Annotated in this window: 13 protein-coding genes and 3 pseudogenes; 9 read left to right on the top strand and 7 right to left on the bottom strand. The window is 62.6% G+C overall.

From position 1 onward, the window contains the following. The 3 genes and pseudogenes from BP737_RS08505 to BP737_RS08495 form a co-directional block, all read right to left on the bottom strand. Positions 1–972, bottom strand: a pseudogene (locus BP737_RS08505) (RNA-guided endonuclease InsQ/TnpB family protein); the annotation flags it as partial. A 211-nt stretch (positions 973–1,183) separates the two neighbouring features. Beyond that, positions 1,184–1,252: pseudogene (locus tag BP737_RS08500) on the bottom strand (hypothetical protein); the annotation flags it as partial. A gap of 50 nt (positions 1,253–1,302) precedes the next feature. Further along, positions 1,303–1,644 carry a hypothetical protein gene (locus tag BP737_RS08495; RefSeq protein WP_342686116.1) on the bottom strand — a complete coding sequence of 114 codons (342 nt, stop codon included), beginning with the start codon at positions 1,642–1,644 and terminating at the stop codon, positions 1,303–1,305. A gap of 1,077 nt (positions 1,645–2,721) precedes the next feature. On the opposite strand from BP737_RS08495, the gene BP737_RS08490 reads away from it, so the two are divergent. Both BP737_RS08490 and BP737_RS08485 read left to right on the top strand, forming a co-directional pair. Then, the gene (locus BP737_RS08490) at positions 2,722–3,510 is read left to right on the top strand and encodes a flavodoxin family protein (protein WP_292411007.1); all 789 of its coding nucleotides are present in this window, start codon (positions 2,722–2,724) and stop codon (positions 3,508–3,510) included. A 505-nt stretch (positions 3,511–4,015) separates the two neighbouring features. After that, entirely contained in the window at positions 4,016–7,930 is a 3,915-nt protein-coding gene (locus BP737_RS08485) for an Ig-like domain-containing protein (protein WP_342686115.1), read from the top strand. Here the strand turns inward: BP737_RS08485 and BP737_RS08480 are convergent. Next, complete coding sequence (locus tag BP737_RS08480; protein WP_292411003.1) at positions 7,927–9,372, bottom strand: radical SAM/SPASM domain-containing protein; 1,446 nt, start codon at positions 9,370–9,372, stop codon at positions 7,927–7,929. The genes BP737_RS08485 and BP737_RS08480 overlap by 4 nt on opposite strands. Positions 9,373–9,547: 175 nt before the next feature. After that, positions 9,548–10,294, bottom strand: a complete 747-nt coding sequence (locus tag BP737_RS08475; RefSeq protein WP_292411002.1) for a cupredoxin domain-containing protein — start codon at positions 10,292–10,294, stop codon at positions 9,548–9,550. Positions 10,295–10,386: 92 nt separating this feature from the next. Between BP737_RS08475 and BP737_RS08470 the strand changes: the two genes are divergently transcribed. Together BP737_RS08470 and cooS are read left to right on the top strand one after the other, a co-directional pair. Continuing rightward, the gene (locus tag BP737_RS08470; RefSeq protein ID WP_292411001.1) at positions 10,387–10,731 is read left to right on the top strand and encodes a DUF488 domain-containing protein; all 345 of its coding nucleotides are present in this window, start codon (positions 10,387–10,389) and stop codon (positions 10,729–10,731) included. 39 nt (positions 10,732–10,770) lie between these two features. Further along, the gene (cooS, locus tag BP737_RS08465) at positions 10,771–12,681 is read left to right on the top strand and encodes an anaerobic carbon-monoxide dehydrogenase catalytic subunit (protein ID WP_292411000.1); all 1,911 of its coding nucleotides are present in this window, start codon (positions 10,771–10,773) and stop codon (positions 12,679–12,681) included. Between the two features lie 41 nt (positions 12,682–12,722). Here the strand turns inward: cooS and BP737_RS08460 are convergent, their stop codons facing one another. Continuing rightward, positions 12,723–13,535, bottom strand: coding sequence for a TrmB family transcriptional regulator (locus tag BP737_RS08460; RefSeq protein WP_292410999.1), 813 nt, complete (start codon positions 13,533–13,535; stop codon positions 12,723–12,725). Between the two features lie 75 nt (positions 13,536–13,610). On the opposite strand from BP737_RS08460, the gene BP737_RS08455 reads away from it, so the two are divergent. The 5 genes from BP737_RS08455 to BP737_RS08435 are packed head-to-tail and all read left to right on the top strand — an operon-like array spanning position 13,611 to position 16,197. Then, positions 13,611–14,390 (top strand): DUF2115 domain-containing protein, encoded by a 780-nt coding sequence (locus BP737_RS08455; RefSeq protein WP_292410998.1) that lies wholly within the window; start codon positions 13,611–13,613, stop codon positions 14,388–14,390. A gap of 23 nt (positions 14,391–14,413) precedes the next feature. Next, on the top strand, positions 14,414–14,752 hold the full coding sequence (locus BP737_RS08450; protein WP_292410997.1) for a cupin domain-containing protein: 339 nt from the start codon (positions 14,414–14,416) through the stop codon (positions 14,750–14,752). Positions 14,753–14,759: 7 nt separating this feature from the next. Beyond that, complete coding sequence (locus tag BP737_RS08445) at positions 14,760–15,557, top strand: 4Fe-4S binding protein (RefSeq protein ID WP_292410996.1); 798 nt, start codon at positions 14,760–14,762, stop codon at positions 15,555–15,557. Between the two features lie 23 nt (positions 15,558–15,580). After that, a complete protein-coding gene (locus BP737_RS08440) occupies positions 15,581–15,916 on the top strand; it encodes a cupin domain-containing protein (RefSeq protein ID WP_292410995.1) in 336 nt (111 codons plus the stop codon). 5 nt (positions 15,917–15,921) lie between these two features. Further along, positions 15,922–16,197 carry an NAC family transcription factor gene (locus tag BP737_RS08435; RefSeq protein ID WP_292410994.1) on the top strand — a complete coding sequence of 92 codons (276 nt, stop codon included), beginning with the start codon at positions 15,922–15,924 and terminating at the stop codon, positions 16,195–16,197. Between the two features lie 51 nt (positions 16,198–16,248). Here the strand turns inward: BP737_RS08435 and BP737_RS08430 are convergent. After that, a pseudogene (locus BP737_RS08430) lies at positions 16,249–16,965 on the bottom strand (hypothetical protein); the annotation flags it as partial.

The following is a 16,965-nucleotide window of genomic DNA, read 5'->3' as shown; positions in this document are numbered from 1 at the left end:
GCATCTTCCTGTCAGGAAACTGCAGGGCAGTTTCCGTGGCTCAAAGGGCTGTTCCATCCCTATGCGGTGGATATTTACCGCAGCATTGTAATCTCTATCGGCAACAAACCCACAGTATGGGCATTCGTGGACTCTCTCGGAGAGACTTTTCTTCACGATGCTTCCGCAGTTCGAGCACATCTGTGTCGTGTCGCGGGGATCGATTTGAATGAAGTTCGTACCAGCACTTTCAGCCTTGTACGCGAGGTAAGAATAGAATCGTCCCCATGAAGCATCGTGAATACTCCTGCGAAGCCCGCGAGATTTACCCTTCTCTTTGAGATACTTGATATTCAGGTCACGGAAACTCCAGGAGGGAGTTTCCTGTCAGGAAGACCCCGTGGGGGTCTTCCGTGCTTCAACGCAGATCGTTGCATAGGTGTCAACATACTGGCGGGAGAGTTTGTGCAGGAAATCTCTCTTCTGGTTTGTGATATGATCATAGACCTTCTCCAGTTTACTCTTTGCCTTCTTCCAGTTCTGCGAGAACCGCTTTTTCCGAGTAATGCTCTGCTGCAACTTCTTGATCTTCTTCAGCGAGTGCTCATGGAACCGGGGGTTCTCGATCACTGCCCCGTCGCTATCGACTGCAAACGAAGTCAGACCGAGATCGATCCCGACGGATCGTCCCTCTCTCTTCGGTTCGGAGACCTCCTGTTCCGTCTGAACGATCACATACCATCGATCTCCTGAATGGGTGATCAGGACGCTCTTCACCTTCCCGGTATACGGTCGATACATGGTGAACGGAAGTGCTCCGATCTTCGAGAACGTGATCGTGCTCTGTTCGCGGTCGATCTTGAACCCGGACTGGTTGTAGTTGAGCGTCCGATACCGGGACGCGCTCTTGAACCGGAGTTTGCCAATCTTCCGTCCTCTCTTCTTCGTCTGGGAGAGAGCGGCGATGTTGCTCCAGAGGGTATAGTTGACCATCTGGAGCACACGGCACAACCCTTTGGGTTGTGCCTGACAGGAAGATGCGAAGCATCTTCCGTGCTTTAGAGTATACGCCCTTCAGAAATGGATTCTCCTCTTTCAGCGTGACGATCTGCGCCTGCATTCCTCGCATCGTCGGAGTGAACCCATGTTCCCGCGCAGTAGTACATTCTTCGAGAAGTTTGTTGTAGAGCCACCTACAGGTATCGAGTGCGGTATTCAGCCGTGTCTCAGTGGTTGCATCCGGATATGCCCGATACTTGTAGGAAACGATCATTTACTTCTCCATCTGAGAGTCAACATACTCTTTCAGCGCATCAAGTCTTACTATCTTCTATTCCTCCAACCACGCTCGCAGATTCTTCGACCCACCCCGGGAACCCCCGGCCGCCGGGACAGCATCCTCACGAACCCCTGAAGGAGGGCGCGGTCAGCGTTCCCGCCTCCTTCCGGCCCGGGTCTCTGAGGTGACGTAGATCCCGGAAACCGGGGGTCGACGTCGAGCGCCTCGTAATCGTCGAAGTAACCAGAGTGGGCGACGCTGTCGGCGAGTTCCCGGACCTGGGCGTCCCGGTGGCGAAGGTGCCCGGGGGGACGATACGTGAACTCGAAGACCTCCCGGTCCCGGAACAGAGTCTCGTCGTAGCGGAGAAGGGAAGAGCGCGTCATACGTCACTCTGGAGAAGAGGAGATAGTTAAAGAAAGGCCGTGCGCGGGCTGAAAGTGAAGGGGGAGGGGCCCCGCTCCATGCGAGCGTGGCGACGCCGTCGTCCTCGCCGGACGAGATCCGGATAGGTTTTCTGGTAAGAGTGACGCAGCAGCCGCGATGCTTCGGCAGAAACGACGTTTCATAGGGCAAATCCGAGCGCCGCCGGGTTCGAGGAGCGGAGCGGGAGAAGGGCTTCGACGTTAGGACAGGGCCAGAACAGGCTCCCCGGTGCCTGTTCCGTCGGGATGGTTATTGGGGAGCGGCGACCGCCCGGCAGCAGTCCGCTGCCTCTATCCCTTTTGGGGTTTGCTTTGCCCCGCCTCCCTCTAACGATCCGGCTTTTCGGCCGTAAGTTTGCGATAGGTCTCCTCCCCGACGCATTCCCGCGCGTACTTGCACCACCGGACGCAGGATAAGGCATCATTGTAAACGGTAAACCCGCATTCGCTGCACTTCACCGAGACGTCGTTTGAGAAGACCTCGACCTCCGCACCGCACTGAGGACATTTCTTTATCGTAAGCGTCGGAGTCCGAATATTTGCAGCACCCGGGCAATGGCTGAACATTATGCATCCTTCCCCTATCGGTTATTCCCACAAGATTCCTTCTTCGTGAGTATATGAGGGCATCCCAAAATGCCTTTGCCGGAAGGGGGGCACCCCCTCCCGGACCCTCCCCCACATGGCGATAGCCAATAGGAAGCCGTTTCACTCTCTCTGTCCTGGATATCGTTCAGAGGAGAGAAACTTCGGAGGTGCGTGCTCCGATAAGGGTGTACAGAACATTCATAGATCTTTTTGGGATGAGTTCTATATTAGAATCCCTTTGCACGTTTCGCGCTCCCGGTTGCTATAGCCGTGTCGTCGATCGGGACGTAACTCCTTTACGATGGTCGCTTTACACATACTACAATCTCGATCCGCCCGATGTTTCCGTTAAAAAGGAGGGCCGCCCCGACAACCATTATCACATCGCACAGCAGACGCTGCAGAGCAGAACCCCCGGCCGGCACCGGGGAACGCGGAAGAGGCCCCGATATGAAGATACTGGTCATCATGGGAAGCCCCCGGAAGGGCAACACCTTCCGGGCGGCGCAGAGGATCGAGAGCACGATGCGGTCCCTCGGCGACGTCGAGTTCGAGTACCTCATGCTCGGGGATGTCGACCTTGCACCCTGCCGGGGATGCATGGCATGTTTCGAGTGGGGCGAGGAGCGCTGTCCTCTCAAGGACGACGCCCCCGCCGTCGGGCAGAAGATGCAGGACGCCGACGGAGTGATCTTTGCGTCCCCGGTCTACGGGCTCGCCGTCACCGGCCTCATGAAGACCTTCATCGACCGGTTCTCCTACATCTTCCACCGCCCCCGGTTCTTCGACAAGAAGGCCCTCCTCCTCGTCACCACCGGCATCGTGGGCGAGAAAGACGTCCTCGACTACCTCGACTCCGTCGTCGGCATATGGGGCTATGACGTCGTCTCCCGCGTCGGTATCGTCATGCCGCTCACCCCCTCCGAACGGCACGTCCGGGAGGAGAGCGGCCGGAAACTCGACAGGGCCGCCCGGAAGTTTTTCCGGGCCCTAACGGAGCGAAGAGAGCGGCGGCCGGGGCTCCGGAGCGTCATCGTCTTCCATGCCCAGAAGGCCTCGTTCGACGAGATGCGAGAAGCGGCCCCGACCGACCATGCCTACTGGAAGAAGCGGGGCTGGCTTGACCCGTCCGCCCGCTACTATACGAACGCCCGGGTGAACCCGTTCTACAACGCCGTGGGACGAATCGTCGAGTGGGTCATACGGCGGAGGGCCCGCAAAGCCCTTGCCGGGACGTGATGACCGCCGGCCCTTTCCCTCTTATATAACCCCGCGCCCGGTAAGGTTACGCGACCCGGGCACACAGAGACGGCGGCCGGTATTTTCTCCGTTCGCCGGGAGCAGGCGGTCGGGTGCGCGTTCCGGCCGGGGCCCGAGGGTCTCGGCGAAAATTCGGCGCACAACGGTACCATGAGGATCAATACGCGCCGGTACCAGTCCGCCCGCAAATTTCATCGTTCAGCACAAAAAAGGCCCGTCCCGGGACTTCTGCGCCTGTGAAGAGTGATGAGGTATACTATTTTTTATTATATAATTTTATGAATAAATATCAGTAAAGGTTATATATTTATACCGCTATCCACCCGTTCACCGGCAACCTTACGACCGGGTCTTAAACCGAAAATCCGCACTCCGCCTGCCGGGAGCTCCGGCGAGCACCTGCTTTAGCCAGCTGCTTGTGCTTACCGGCAGGTATCTACCGGCGATCCTGCAGGCGGAAGAGCGATCATCAAGGGGGAAAAACATGAAAAAACATACGCATCTGGCACTTTTGTGCGCAATCGTCGTCATCGGGTTCTTAATATCACCGGTTATGGCGGTAGACGCTGCGCCCGGAGAGGACCTATACCGTCCCTCCGAAAAAGCGCAGGAACGCCCTGATATTGACGGCGATACAGTCGTCTGGGGCGACGACCGATACGATGAGCAGAACATGAGGTCCATGGACATCTTCCTGGCGACCATAGACGACCTTCGACGTACTCCACCCTACAGTTACGCAGGGACAAGGATAACGGATGACCCCGCCTCACAGGAGAGGCCCTCCATCTCGGGCAACTACATCGTCTGGCAGGATAACCGGCATGGAAACTGGGACATCTACCTTTATGAGCGTTCCACTGGTAACGAGACACGACTCACCACCGACACGGGCGACCAGTGGCTGCCCATCGTCCGCGGAAACTACATCGCCTGGTACGACGACTCGAACAGCGGCCGGCGCAACGTCGTCCTCTACGACATTGCCGCGGGGACCGTGAAGGAGATCATCGACTGCGATGCACAGATAATCCCGGACGGGACCAGCACCGCGTTCAAGCCTGCACTCTCGGAGGACTACGTTGCCTGGGTGGAAAGGGCGGACAAGAGGGTCCACTACTACGAGATTGCAACCGGCAGGACAGGCACGGTATCCACGAGCACGGCGCCGCAGTTCTGGCCCTCGCTCTCCACCGGGAACCTCATCGCCTGGGAAGACTACCGGCATGGGACCTTGAACCCCGACATTTACATTGCTGACCTTGACAACCTGTCCGCAGGGGAGAGACAGATCACCACCGACATGACCGAGCAGGTCGCGCCGGCGATCAGCGGGAACCTCGTCGCCTGGGAGGACAAGCGGGGTGCACCGCGAGGCATCTTCATGTACGACCTCTCTACCGGGAAGGAGATGTCTGTAGTTCTCTCTGCCGATGAATACGACGACCACCTCTACCCCGCCGTCAGCGGAAACGCGATAGTCTGGCAGAGAGGCTATAGTCCTGACTCGAACCTCTACCTCTTCGTCTACGAGCCCGAAACACCGGTCGATCCGGTCGCAACAACCATCGCGGTCGCACCGACTGCAGTCACGCTCGCAATCAACGGCACGGAACAGTTCTCTGCAACCGTCCACGATCAGTTCAACGCCGTCATGACCGGCGTTACGGTCACCTGGGATAGCGACAACGAGACTGTCGGCACCATCGACGACACCGGCCTCTTCACTGCCCTCGCCTCGGGCACGGCGACCGTCACCGCGTCGGCGGGCAACGTCTCCGAGAATGCAACGGTCACGGTAACCGCTGAAGGCCCAGTCATTGGGAGCATTGAGGTTACGCCGCCCGTAGCCACGCTCGCGGTCAACGGCACGGAACAGTTCTCTGCAACCGTCCGCGACCAGTTCAACGCCGTCATGACCGGCGTCAACGTCACCTGGGATAGCGACGACGAGACTGTCGGCACCATCGACGACGCCGGCCTCTTCACCGCCCTCGCCGCAGGCACGGCAACCGTCACCGCGTCGGCGGGCAACGTCTCCGAGACCGCCACCGTTACCGTCAACGACAACGCCGAAGAACCGGTCCTGACAACCATTGAGGTCGCACCGACCGCGGCCACGCTCGCGGTCAACGGCACGGAACAGTTCTCTGCAACCGTCCGCGACCAGTCCGGCAGCACCATGACCGGCGTCACGGTAACCTGGGATAGCGACAACACGACCGTCGGTACCGTCGACGACACCGGCCTCTTCACCGCCCTCGCCGCAGGCACGGCAACCGTCACTGCGTCGGCGGGCAACGTCTCCGGGACCGCAACCGTCACCGTCACCGGAACAGCAGAAGAGCCTGCGCTCGCGAAAGTCCTCGTCTCGCCGTCCGCGGTCACCCTGGAGGTCGATGATGCCAGGATGTTCACCGTCGTCGCGTTCGACGGGTTCGGCCGCATCGTACCGGACGCAGAAGTAACCTGGACGAGCAGCGACCCAACCGTCGGGACCATCGACGACACCGGTCTCTTCACCGCAGTCTGCAACGGCACGGCGACCGTCACCGCAACCGCAGGCGGGGTATCCGGAACCGCGACCGTCACCGTAAACTGCGACGACCCGGTCCTCACCCAGATCGTCGTTACTCCGTCGGCAATCGCTCTCGCCGCAAACGACACAGAACAGTTCATCGCAACCGTCCTCGACCAGAACGGCTGCGATATCGCGGATGCCGCGATCGACTGGACCAGCAGCGATGAGGGCGTCGGCAGAATCGACCCCTGCAGCGGCCTCTTCACCGCGGTCTGTGACGGCGCGACGACCGTCACCGCAAGGTGCGGCGACGTCACCGGAACGGCGGAAGTAACGGTCACTACCACATCTTCAGGAGTTGCGGTATCCCCGTCGGCGGTCACCATGGACGCCGGAGACTCCCGGCAGTTCACCGCGACCGTCCATGACCTGCAGGACAACATATCCGGCTCCATCTATGACCTGCAGGACAACGCATCCAATCCTCCGGTGACCTGGTCGTGCAACGACGAGGGTGTCGGCACGATCACCGCTGACGGCTTCTTCACCGCGATCTGCGACGGCACGGCGACCATCACCGCATCCGCAGGCAACGCCTCCGGGACCGCGACTGTAACGGTCCGGTCGGCATCCCCGGCACTTGCGCGGATCGTCGTCAGCCCGTCCGACTTCACCATAGCCGCCGATAACACCCTGGCGCTCACCGCGACCGCGTTCGATCAGAACGGCTCTGAAATGCCGGAGGCTACCGTCACCTGGGCAAGCAGCGACCCGGCCGTCGGGACCATCGACGAATGCGGCAACTTCACCGCCCTCTCGGAAGGCAACGTGACCCTCACCGCATCGGCGGACGGGATCACCGGCTCCGCCTGCGTAACCGTCGGGCCCTCGTTCCCGGTCCCGGCCCGCATCGAGATCGAACCGGCCATAGCCACCCTGGAGACCGGGAAGACCCGGGAGTTTGTTGCCAGGGTCTATGACCAATGCGACGACGGGATGGACTGGGTCAGGGTTGCCTGGTCGTGTGCCGACCCGGCGGTCGGCACCATCGATGCAGCCGGGCTCTTTGCGGCGCTCGCAGAGGGATCGACCAATGTAACAGCAGCGGCAGGCAGCGTGCAGGCGACCGCACCGGTCACCGTCACCGCCACTCCCGAACCCGAGCCCACAGCAGAACCCACGGCGGAACCCACAACGTCTCCGACCGACCCAGGGAACGGCGGCAGTGACGGCGACGGCGCGAGTGGTCCCACGTTCGATGCAAGGATTCGTGAGAACATTGAGCGCGGCGAGACGTTCACGTTCTCGGAGATGACCACCTCATCGGTCGACAGCGTCTCCATTACGGCGGCCGATGCCATCCCGAAGTTAATGCTGACCGTGAAGAAGGCAGCGGCGCCGTCGCAGACAGAACCTCCCGCCGCCGGCGTCTATGAGTATGTCGAGGTTGCCCTCTCGTGGGTGAACCAAAATGACATCAGCGGCGCGACGGTGACCTTCGCCATCCCTGCCCGGTGGCTTGAGCAGCACAGCATGGCCCCGGAGGACGTCAGGCTCCTGCGCTACGTCAACGGCGGCTGGCAGATTCTGGATACCGAGGTCATCGGCGAAGAGGACGGAACGTACCTCTTCCGGGCTACAACCCCCGGGTTCTCCACCTTTGCCATTGCTGCGGCGCCGGAGAACGTGACCACGACCCCGACCACAACCAGCGAGGAGACGAATGTCACTGAAGAGGTCACCGCAACGCCTGAGACGACCGAAGGCATAACGACGGAGCCGACCGCCTGGCCGACGACGACACCTACGGCACCGCTCACCTACGCGCCCCTCCTCGCCCCGCTGGCCTTCTTCCTCTGGGCGAGAAGGAACCGCTAACCCACTTTTTTTTGACGCGGCGATTCCCGTTCATTCCTGAGCGCTTCCCAGAAGGCCCGGTTGTTGATGCACCCGGGGTCCGGCGCATGGATGTCCCCGAAGTATGCCCAGCCGCGGGCCCTGCACCCGCCGCAGATATACCGGTTGGCGCAACCGGCGCATGCCCCCGAGAGCTGGCTTCGGTCCCGTAACTTCTGCAGCACCTCCGAGGAGTGCCAGATCTCAAGAAACGGAGTATCCCGCACGTTTCCCACGATGATCGGCATGAAGACGCAGGGCTGGACATCCCCCTCGGGCTCGATGCTGCAGTAGAGCCTGCCGGCACCGCACCCGCCGATGAAGTCGGCAAGGAGCCGCGTCCTCCCCTCCATCTCCTCCCCGGCGTAGAAATGCCCGACAGGCACCCCCTGCTCCCCCTCAACCACCATGGAGGCGACCTGCGGGGCGGTGGTGAGCGCCTCGGGACCGGTGCCCTCCCGGGTCCGGTCCATCAGGTAGCGCATCAGGTCTCTGCGCTCTTCGGGAGAGATGTCCCGGTCGATCATCTCCGTGCCCCTCCCGGTCGGGATGAAGTTAAAGCACATGAACCGGTTCACCCCGAGGTCCGACGCAAGACCGTAGATCTCCGGGATCTCGTGATAGTTCGACCGGGTGACCGTCGTTGCCATGCAGGTGTAGAGCCCTTCCGCGACGCAGTTCTTGATACCGGCGATGGTCCGGTCGAATGCGCCCGGAATGCCCCGCATAGCATCGTGACTCGCAGCGTCTTTCCCGTCGACGGACACCTCCACGTACTCGATGCCGGCTTCCCGGACCTTTGCGGCCATCCGGCGCGTCAGAAGCGTGCCGTTGGTGGCAAGCGCCACGTAGAGATCGTTTTTGCGGGCATGGGCGACCACCTCGAAGAAGTCCCTTCGCATCAGAGGCTCTCCTCCCGAGAAGGCGAGGATCACCACGCCTGCATCCGCGAGTTCCTCCACGAGGCGCTTTGCCTCCCCGGTATCGAGCTCACGGGGGAGCGCCTCCTGTGCATCCTGGTAGCAGTGGGCGCACCGGAGGTTGCAGCGGTGGGTAAAGTCCCAGACCACCAGGAACGGCGCGTTCACGACCTGGGGCATGGTGACGCCGTATCGGGCGATCCCCTCAAGCACATTCTGCAGCCCGCGCCGAAAAATAGGCTCCTGGAGCCCGTTCCGGATATCGTCCTCACTCACCCCGAAGAGGGCGCTGCTGCTGCGGAGGGTACGCCCGACCATGCGGCCGGCCAGCCTGCACCTCCAGCACAACCCGTCGTCCTGGCCAAGATAGTACCGGATCGCATTTTCGAGACGGTTCCCGCAATCGTCTTTTCGGGTAATCGACCTGAGAGCAGCACGGGAAACCGGGTTCCCGAGCCGTCGCCAGATCGCCGGGAGTGCATGGATGCGATCATCATCCGCCATTGCCTTTCATCTCTCCGGGTCACCCCCGGGGAAGGGGTGATCCGGGTCTTACGGGTGGGTAAGAGTGCTTAAAGGTTGTCCCCGATGGGTAAGAAAAAAGGAGTGAATGGGGCTTTAGCGCCGCTTTACGGCAGATCCGAAGGCCCCAGCACGTTTTACACACCGGTTCTCACGGTCACTCCACGATGAAATCGCCGTTCATGGAGGGATGGATGTCGCACTGGAAGTAGTAGGTTCCGGGTTCGGACGGCGCCGTGAAGGTGTAGGTGGTCTCGGCTGGCCCGGTGACGACCTCGCCCGCGAAGATCTCCTCGGACCGGAGGGGACTGTCGTAGACCGCGACGTTGTGGGGGACGCCGGCGTCCCGATTGTCGAAGGTCATGGTCACGTTCGCCCCCGCCGGTACCGTGATCGTGTCCGTATCAAACGCCATGTCCTGTGCGCTGATGGTCACCGCCGTCTCGTTTCCGGTCGCATTCCCGCCGACGGTGACGTTCACCGTCTCGAACGCGAGCGGGACGACCGGCGTATGGTCGTTATTGGTCAGCTGGACCGAGAGGTTGTGTTCTCCCGCCGTCACGTTCTCCCAGGTGTGGGTGAGGTTCGTGGAGATGACATAGCCGCCGGTCTCCGGGACGGCCGGTTCGCTCGCGTTCGTCGGCACCGGGGCGTCAAGGTAGTAGTGCAGGTGGCCTTCGCCCGGCACATTCGCCTGGCCGGTCGGTTCGACCAGCGTGAAGTTCGTGACGTTCACGCTCACCGTCACGTTCCCGGCGGGGACGCTGGCGTTCTCCTCCGGCGATACAATGGTGACGTTAGCCTCAGCAGTCTCGTTCCCGTCCTCCTGGGCGACCGTCCCGGAGAAGAGAACTGCACACCCTATCACCAGGGTGAGGGAGAGGAGTCTCAATAATCCCGTCATGGGGCGGGGGGATGGGCGCACCTTACATATATCTTTCGTAAGACTGCACGGGGGCAGGGTGTTTAAGTAGGGGCTCGCCGTATCCCCGCCCCATGATACGCACAAAACGGATCTACGAGGAGCCCGCCGGGGACGACGGGCTTCGGGTCCTCGTCGACCGGCTCTGGCCGCGGGGCATCGCGAAAGAGGAGGCGAAATTCGACCGGTGGGAGAAGGACCTTGCACCGACGGACGAACTGCGGCGATGGTTCGGGCACGACCCGATGAAGTGGGACGAGTTTCTCCGGCGCTACCGGGCTGAACTCGAGGGTAAGGAGGCGACGCTCACCAGGCTCCGGCAGGAAGCGAACGATACGACCGTCACGCTCCTCTACGCCGCCCGGGACAGGGAGCACAACAATGCCGTGGCACTGAAGCGGTATATCGAGGAGGGGTAGGCCGATATCTACATATAGTTGCGGGAGAGGTCACTCCCCATGACCATGGAGAGTGACAGGATATCCTACCACGAATCGGTGCGGACCGTCTACGAGCGGCTCAAAGCAGACGGCATGTCGAACGTCTGGGACCGTTACGAAGCTCAGGGCTTCGGCACCGACCCCGACCGGCGGTGCGCCTTCTGCCAGGCGGGCGCCCGGTGCGACTTCTGCTCGAACGGCCCCTGCCGGGCCGACGCCGGCCGGAACCACCGGGGCGTCTGCGGGATTAACGCCGACGGCATGGCGATGCGGATGATGCTCCTCCGTAACGTCATGGGAGCGTCGAACTACCACTACCACGCCCAGCAGGCGGTACGGACCCTCCGGGCGACCGCCGAGGGCAAAACCCCGTTTTCCATCGCGGAGCCGGAGAAACTCCGGCTATTTGCAGGACGGCTCGGTATCGACACGGGCGGGAGCGATGCGGAGGTCGCCCTCCGGCTCTGCGACTTCGTGGAGGAGGACTTTCACCGGTTCAGCCACGAGCCGAGCCGGATCATCGAGCGGCTCGCCCCTCCGGAGCGAAAGGAGGTCTGGAAGCGCCTCGGACTCTTCCCGGGCGGGATCTACGGAGAGACGGTCGTCGTTACCGCGTCCACCCTGACCAACGTCGACGGCTGGTTCGCGAGCCACGCCATGCGAGCAATGCGCCTCGGCGTCGCGATGGCTTACCAGAGTCAGATCGTGCTCGAGTACATCCAGGACATCCTCTACGGCATCCCGCACCCGCACCCTATGCGGGTCGACCTCGGGGTGCTCGACCCCGACTACGTCAACATCCTCCCGAACGGCCACGAGCCCTTCCTCGGGTTCGCCCTCATCGACCTCGCCCGCACCGACGAGTGGCAGCAGAAGGCGCGAGCGGCAGGGGCGAAGGGCCTCCGGGTCATCGCCAACATCGAGACCGGGCAGGAACTGATCCAGAGGAGAACGATGGACGATATCTTCTACGGCTACACCGGGAACTGGATCATGCAGGAAGCGGTCCTCGCCACCGGGGCGGTGGACGTCTTTGCCGCCGACATGAACTGCTCGCTCCCGCTCGACCCCCTCTACGCCGAAAAGTACCACTTCCGGCTGATCCCGGTAAGCGAGGTCGTGGTCTTCGAGGGCGGGACGGAGAGGCTCGATTACGTCCCGGAGGAGGCGAAAGAGCAGGCGGCGGCGCTCCTTGCCATGGGGATCGAGAACTTCCGGGACCGCCGCACGAAGGTGGAGGCGGTCCGGGGTCTTCCCGTGCGGGAAGCGGTGGTCGGGTTCGCCCCCGAGAGCATCGTCGCAGCGCTCGGCGGGAGCCTCAACCCGCTGCTTGACGCGATAAAGGACGGGACCATCCGGGGTATCGTAGGGCTCGTCTCCTGCACCACCCTCCGGAACTCCGGGCAGGACGTCCACACCGTCGCGGTCGCGGAGAACCTGATCGCCCGCGACGTCCTGGTCCTCGGGATGGGGTGCGGCGTGGCCGGGCTCCAGGTCGCCGGGCTCTGCTCCCCGGAGGCGAAGGAGAAGGCCGGGCCGGGGTTAAAAAAACTCTGCACGGCGCTCGGGGTGCCGCCGGTCCTCGGATTCGGGACATGCACCGACACCGGCCGGTGCGCCGACCTCCTCCTCTCGATCTCCGACGCCCTCGGCGGCGTCCCCTTCCCCGACCTCCCGGTCGCCGTCGCCGCCCCTGAGTACATGGAGCAGAAGGCGACTATCGACGCGCTCTTTGCGCTCGCGCTCGGTCTCTACACCTACGTCAACCCGGTCCCGACCGTGACCGGCGGGCCGGACCTGGTGAACCTCCTCACCAGAGACCTCCCCGGCATCACCGGCGGGGTGCTCCACGTCGAGACGGATGCGAGGGAGGCGGCGGAGGGGATGCTCGCCCATATCGAGGCGAAGCGGACGAAGTTGGGGATATAGACGGCCCGGACCCACTTTTTTTCGGCCTGTCACCCGCACGGTTACAGGCTGCTCGATTCCACCGGCCCCTCGATCTGCTCCGCGGTCGCGATCATCCTGTTGACGAACTGCCTCTGGACGCAGGTGATGAACGGGAGGGTGATCACCACGGCGCTCGCCGCCCCGTCCTCCCGGTAGATGATCATGCAGATCCGGTCGTCGGCGATGAAGATGTACTCGAGCAAAAACGCCGCCCCATCCACCGAGAGGGGGCCGCAGTAGATCTTCTCGAATATCATCTCCTGGAAGAAGGTGCAGAAGGGCCTGGGGACATGGAGCGACGCGTTTCCGAGCGGCTTTGTGATCCCGCACTTCCCGTTCGGGAGGAGGACGCTCACCCGATGGTCCCGTGACGCATCGGCGATCAGCCGGGCGAACTCGCCGATCTTGCCGTAGTCCAGGCAGACGACCGCAAGGTCATGGGTGACGCCTGCGGCAAGCGACTCCGCGTGGCGCCGGATGCTCCACTCCCCCTGCACGTACCAGATCGGCGAGTTCTTTGACCGGGCGTCGAGCGAAAGGGCATCGAGACCCTGCACCGCCGCCGTCGCCGCGGCATCGACGGCCGCCGTCAGGTGGTGGATGACGACGGCGGGCTCGGCCGGGATGTAGACGTGGGGGTTTCCCCGCCGGACGGTGATGAACCCCCGTGCGGCAAGCCCTTCGGCGATGTCGTAGACCCTCGGGCGGGGGACGTTGCTCGCCTCGTGGATCTGGCGGGCGCTTCCTTCGCCGATCCCGACAAGGGCCGCATAGACCCGGGCTTCGTACTCCATCAACCCGAGGGTCGTCAGGTCCCGGATGAGGTCGTTCATGGTTGTTACTATGAGAGTTACACCAGAATTAAACCTCTCCACATCTCACGATCGTAGGTAAACTCTGGTGAGACCATGCGGCTGGAGACGATCCTGAACGGTATCCTGCGGCTCATCGGCAGGGAAGGCCGCGAGACGCCCGGGGCCGGTCCGGGCGACGCCTGCTCCTTCATCATCGACCCCTTCGCCGACTACGGAGAGGAGGCAGAGGACGGGCAGTCGGTATCGGTGGCGACCATCAGGACAGCCTGCCGGCGGATGCAGGGGGCAGCGACAAAGGGGGACCTCCTCCGCGTGATCGCCGACGAAGTGACGGCGTTCGACCTGCACGACCTGGAGATGATGCACGCCCGGTTCGAGCGGAAGGTCGGCCACCTCCCGGAAGACTACCGCGACCGGCTTCTTGCGAGCGTCCATGAAGAGATCTTTTCGGCGCACCACTGCCTGATCCTCCTCTCCCGGAACGGCGGGGGTCCCGAGATGGAGGACCCGCCGGACCCGGCGCTCTCCGCCTACTGCTCAATGGTGGCGGAGGCCTGCGCCGAAAAAGCGCGAGAGAAAGACCCGAAGTACCTCTATCTGAAGTATCTTCTCTCCGCGTTCACCATGTTCGTCGTGGAGAAGCCCGCCCACCCGGTCGGCACCCCGTTCCCCGGCGGACAGATCGTCGACGAGTGGGAGGGGGCCTACCTCTGCCCGGTCAGGGATAAGGCCGACGACGTGCCCTACGCCCTCTGCCCCTACTGCCCGGCCGTCCAGAGCACGGAGCCGACCTTCCCGGAGATGCGGGCCCGCCGCCATGAACGGCGGCGGCGCGAGTCCCTCGCGAATTACTGGACGAATTATAAAGGATAATTGCCGCAACGGAGATGAACGATATGAAGATTGTTGATGTAGCCAGGGAACCAATCGGTGCAAACCCGCACCATGTCGATGCCCGGAAAGTCTACGACACCGAGCATGCGAACGCGGTTGTGATCACGCTTGCGCCCGGGGAAGCGCTAAAGAAGCACATAACCCCGGTGGACGTCTTCTTCTACGTCCTCGAGGGGACGGGGATCGTCGAGATCGGCGACGAGCGTGCAGAGGTCGGGAAGGACCACCTGGTCGAGAGCCCGGCAAAGATTCCCCACCGCTGGGCGAACGAGAGCAATCAACCCTGCCGGGTGCTCGTGGTGAAGGTTCCGCGGCCGACAACCGGGACAAGACTGCTCTGAGGGCCCGATGGTCGTTGAAGCAATCCCGAAGGCCGTAGGCTTCATCTACGGCCTTTTTGCATTTGCCGTCCTCGTCTGGCTCTGGCGCTCCGGCCGGTTCACCCGACGGCGGGCGGTGCCGTTCCTCGTAATCTCGGCGCTCCTCGGGTTCCTGGTCTTTGCACCGGTCTTCCCCTACCAACTGCAGGGCCTCGTCCTCCGGGACGCGGCGGCGCTCGGGTCTCCACTCCCTATCGCGCTCGGCGGGTTTCTGTTCTTCATCGCCCTCACCTTCGTATTCGGCCGGGTCATCTGCGGGCAGGTCTGCCCGGCGGGCGCCGTCCAGGAACTCGTGCACCTTGTGCCGGCGAAGAAGCGCGGCAACGCCGAGAGCCGGGTCCCGGTGGCGATCCGGGCAGGCGTCTTCGTTCTCTTCCTCGCCGCCGGCCTCGGGCTCTCGATAAACCTCCTTGCGCTTATCGGCCTTGCAGACTTCTTCAACCTCGCGGTCGGTACGTCGTTCTTCGTCTTCCTCGGGATCGTCCTTCTTTCCGCCGTCATCTACCGGCCGTTCTGCCGGTATGTCTGCCCCTATGGGGCCCTCCTCGCCCCGGCGGCGTCAAGGGCCCGCTACCGGCTCCGGCGGACGGACGCCTGCATCGGCTGCCGGAAGTGCGAACGGGCATGCCCGACCGGGGAGGCGGGACCCGGCGACGGCCGGGGGGAGTGCTACCTCTGCGGCCGGTGCACGGAGGCATGCCCGGTGGATGGGGCGCTTGTGTATGCACGGGCGGATGCGAAAAGTAGATTGCCGGAAGAAGAATGAAGTATACAGTGAGTGGTTGAATTATGTCGGAAGATAAACGCGCAGAGTTGCGGGGAAAGGTCCTCCGGTTAGCGGACCTTGTTGCCTACCAGGACGGGACCGTGGCAAGCAGGATGATCATCAACAAGCCGTCGGGGAGCATCACCCTCTTCTCGTTCGACGAGGATGAGGGGCTCTCGGAGCACACCGCGCCGTACGACGCGGTGGTGACGATCCTCGACGGGGAGTGTGAGGTCTGGGTCGCGGGTGAGACGCACCGGATGCGCGAGGGAGAGACGATCATCTTCCCGGCAAACGTCCCCCACGCTCTCTCGGCCGTCACGCGGTTCAAGATGTCGCTGACGATGGTCCGGGAGTGATGCGCGTGACAAACGAGAAAGAAGGCGATTACTGCACCATCTGCGGCGGAATCCGGCCGGACGCGATCAAGGTGAGGACGGTCCTCGTGGACGGGAAGGAGACCGGCATCAACCACCTCGACCTTATCATCGACGGCGTGCGGGCCCTGAATCTCCCGAACGACGCTTCGATTCGCGCTGAACTCCTCCGGAGAGCCGGGGCGTTCAACTACATCCCGACAAAGAAGAAAGAGGCCTACGGCGACGCCCTGATGCAGGAGTATCGGGCGGTCCCGGAATGAGGAGGCCGAAAACTCTTCTGTTCGTACGCCCGGCGCCGTCAAAAAAAAAGGTTAGGTGCTGATGGCAGCCAGTCTGCCCTCTTCGCTCATGAACAGCCAGTAGCCTTCGGTCGGGGAGAGGCTCTGGTCCTCGCCCTGGGCTCCGGTCTGGTTGTTGATGAGTGCCGGCCGATAACTCTGGGTCTCTGCGTCGAAACCGACGACGTAGACCCAGGCATCTTCCACTGACCCGAGTGTCTCGTTGGCGGGTCGCTCCGTCAGGTCGGAGTAGCCGATGGCGTTCCATCCCGGACTGAGCGTCCGCGCTGCAGGGGACCGGATCGGGTCGGTGCTGAGGTTCAACTGCAGAGTCGTCTCATTGGTCGAGTAGACCCAGTATCCCTCAAGGACCTCAAGCGTCTCATTCTCTCCTACAGGCGTGAAGCCGGTTTCCGGTTCAAAGGTGTAGATCGGCCGGCCATCAGTGTCGACGTCGCCAAAGACCGTCGCCACGGTGTTGTTATCCGTGGAGAGCTGTCTTGGGATCGAGACGAAGTTCCAGCCCTCATAGAGTTCGAGATCGACGCTCTCTCCCGGCGTCGGCGTCACGTTCCCTGTCGGCTCCGGTGTCACGTTCCCGGTCGGCTCCGGCGTCACGTTCCCGGTCGGCTCCGGCGTTACGTTCCCTGTCGGCTCCGGTGTCACGTTCCCGGTCGGTGTCGGCGTCACGTTCCCGGTCGGTGTCGGCGTCACGTTCCCGGTCGGCTCCGGTGTCACGTTCCCGGTGGG

The organism is Methanoculleus sp. UBA291 (assembly GCF_002499755.1).
Lineage (GTDB): Archaea > Halobacteriota > Methanomicrobia > Methanomicrobiales > Methanoculleaceae > Methanoculleus > Methanoculleus palmolei.
Note: the sequence above shows the minus strand (reverse complement) of the source record. Positions and strands in the feature narration are given on the sequence as shown.

Coding starts and splice junctions, on each gene's coding strand:
- BP737_RS08495 (WP_342686116.1), bottom strand. CDS start 1,644: ATGACGCGCTCTTCCCTTCTCCGCTACGACGAGACTCTGTTCCGGGAC.
- BP737_RS08490 (WP_292411007.1), top strand. CDS start 2,722: ATGAAGATACTGGTCATCATGGGAAGCCCCCGGAAGGGCAACACCTTC.
- BP737_RS08485 (WP_342686115.1), top strand. CDS start 4,016: ATGAAAAAACATACGCATCTGGCACTTTTGTGCGCAATCGTCGTCATC.
- BP737_RS08480 (WP_292411003.1), bottom strand. CDS start 9,372: ATGGCGGATGATGATCGCATCCATGCACTCCCGGCGATCTGGCGACGG.
- BP737_RS08475 (WP_292411002.1), bottom strand. CDS start 10,294: ATGACGGGATTATTGAGACTCCTCTCCCTCACCCTGGTGATAGGGTGT.
- BP737_RS08470 (WP_292411001.1), top strand. CDS start 10,387: ATGATACGCACAAAACGGATCTACGAGGAGCCCGCCGGGGACGACGGG.
- cooS (WP_292411000.1), top strand. CDS start 10,771: ATGACCATGGAGAGTGACAGGATATCCTACCACGAATCGGTGCGGACC.
- BP737_RS08460 (WP_292410999.1), bottom strand. CDS start 13,535: ATGAACGACCTCATCCGGGACCTGACGACCCTCGGGTTGATGGAGTAC.
- BP737_RS08455 (WP_292410998.1), top strand. CDS start 13,611: ATGCGGCTGGAGACGATCCTGAACGGTATCCTGCGGCTCATCGGCAGG.
- BP737_RS08450 (WP_292410997.1), top strand. CDS start 14,414: ATGAAGATTGTTGATGTAGCCAGGGAACCAATCGGTGCAAACCCGCAC.
- BP737_RS08445 (WP_292410996.1), top strand. CDS start 14,760: ATGGTCGTTGAAGCAATCCCGAAGGCCGTAGGCTTCATCTACGGCCTT.
- BP737_RS08440 (WP_292410995.1), top strand. CDS start 15,581: ATGTCGGAAGATAAACGCGCAGAGTTGCGGGGAAAGGTCCTCCGGTTA.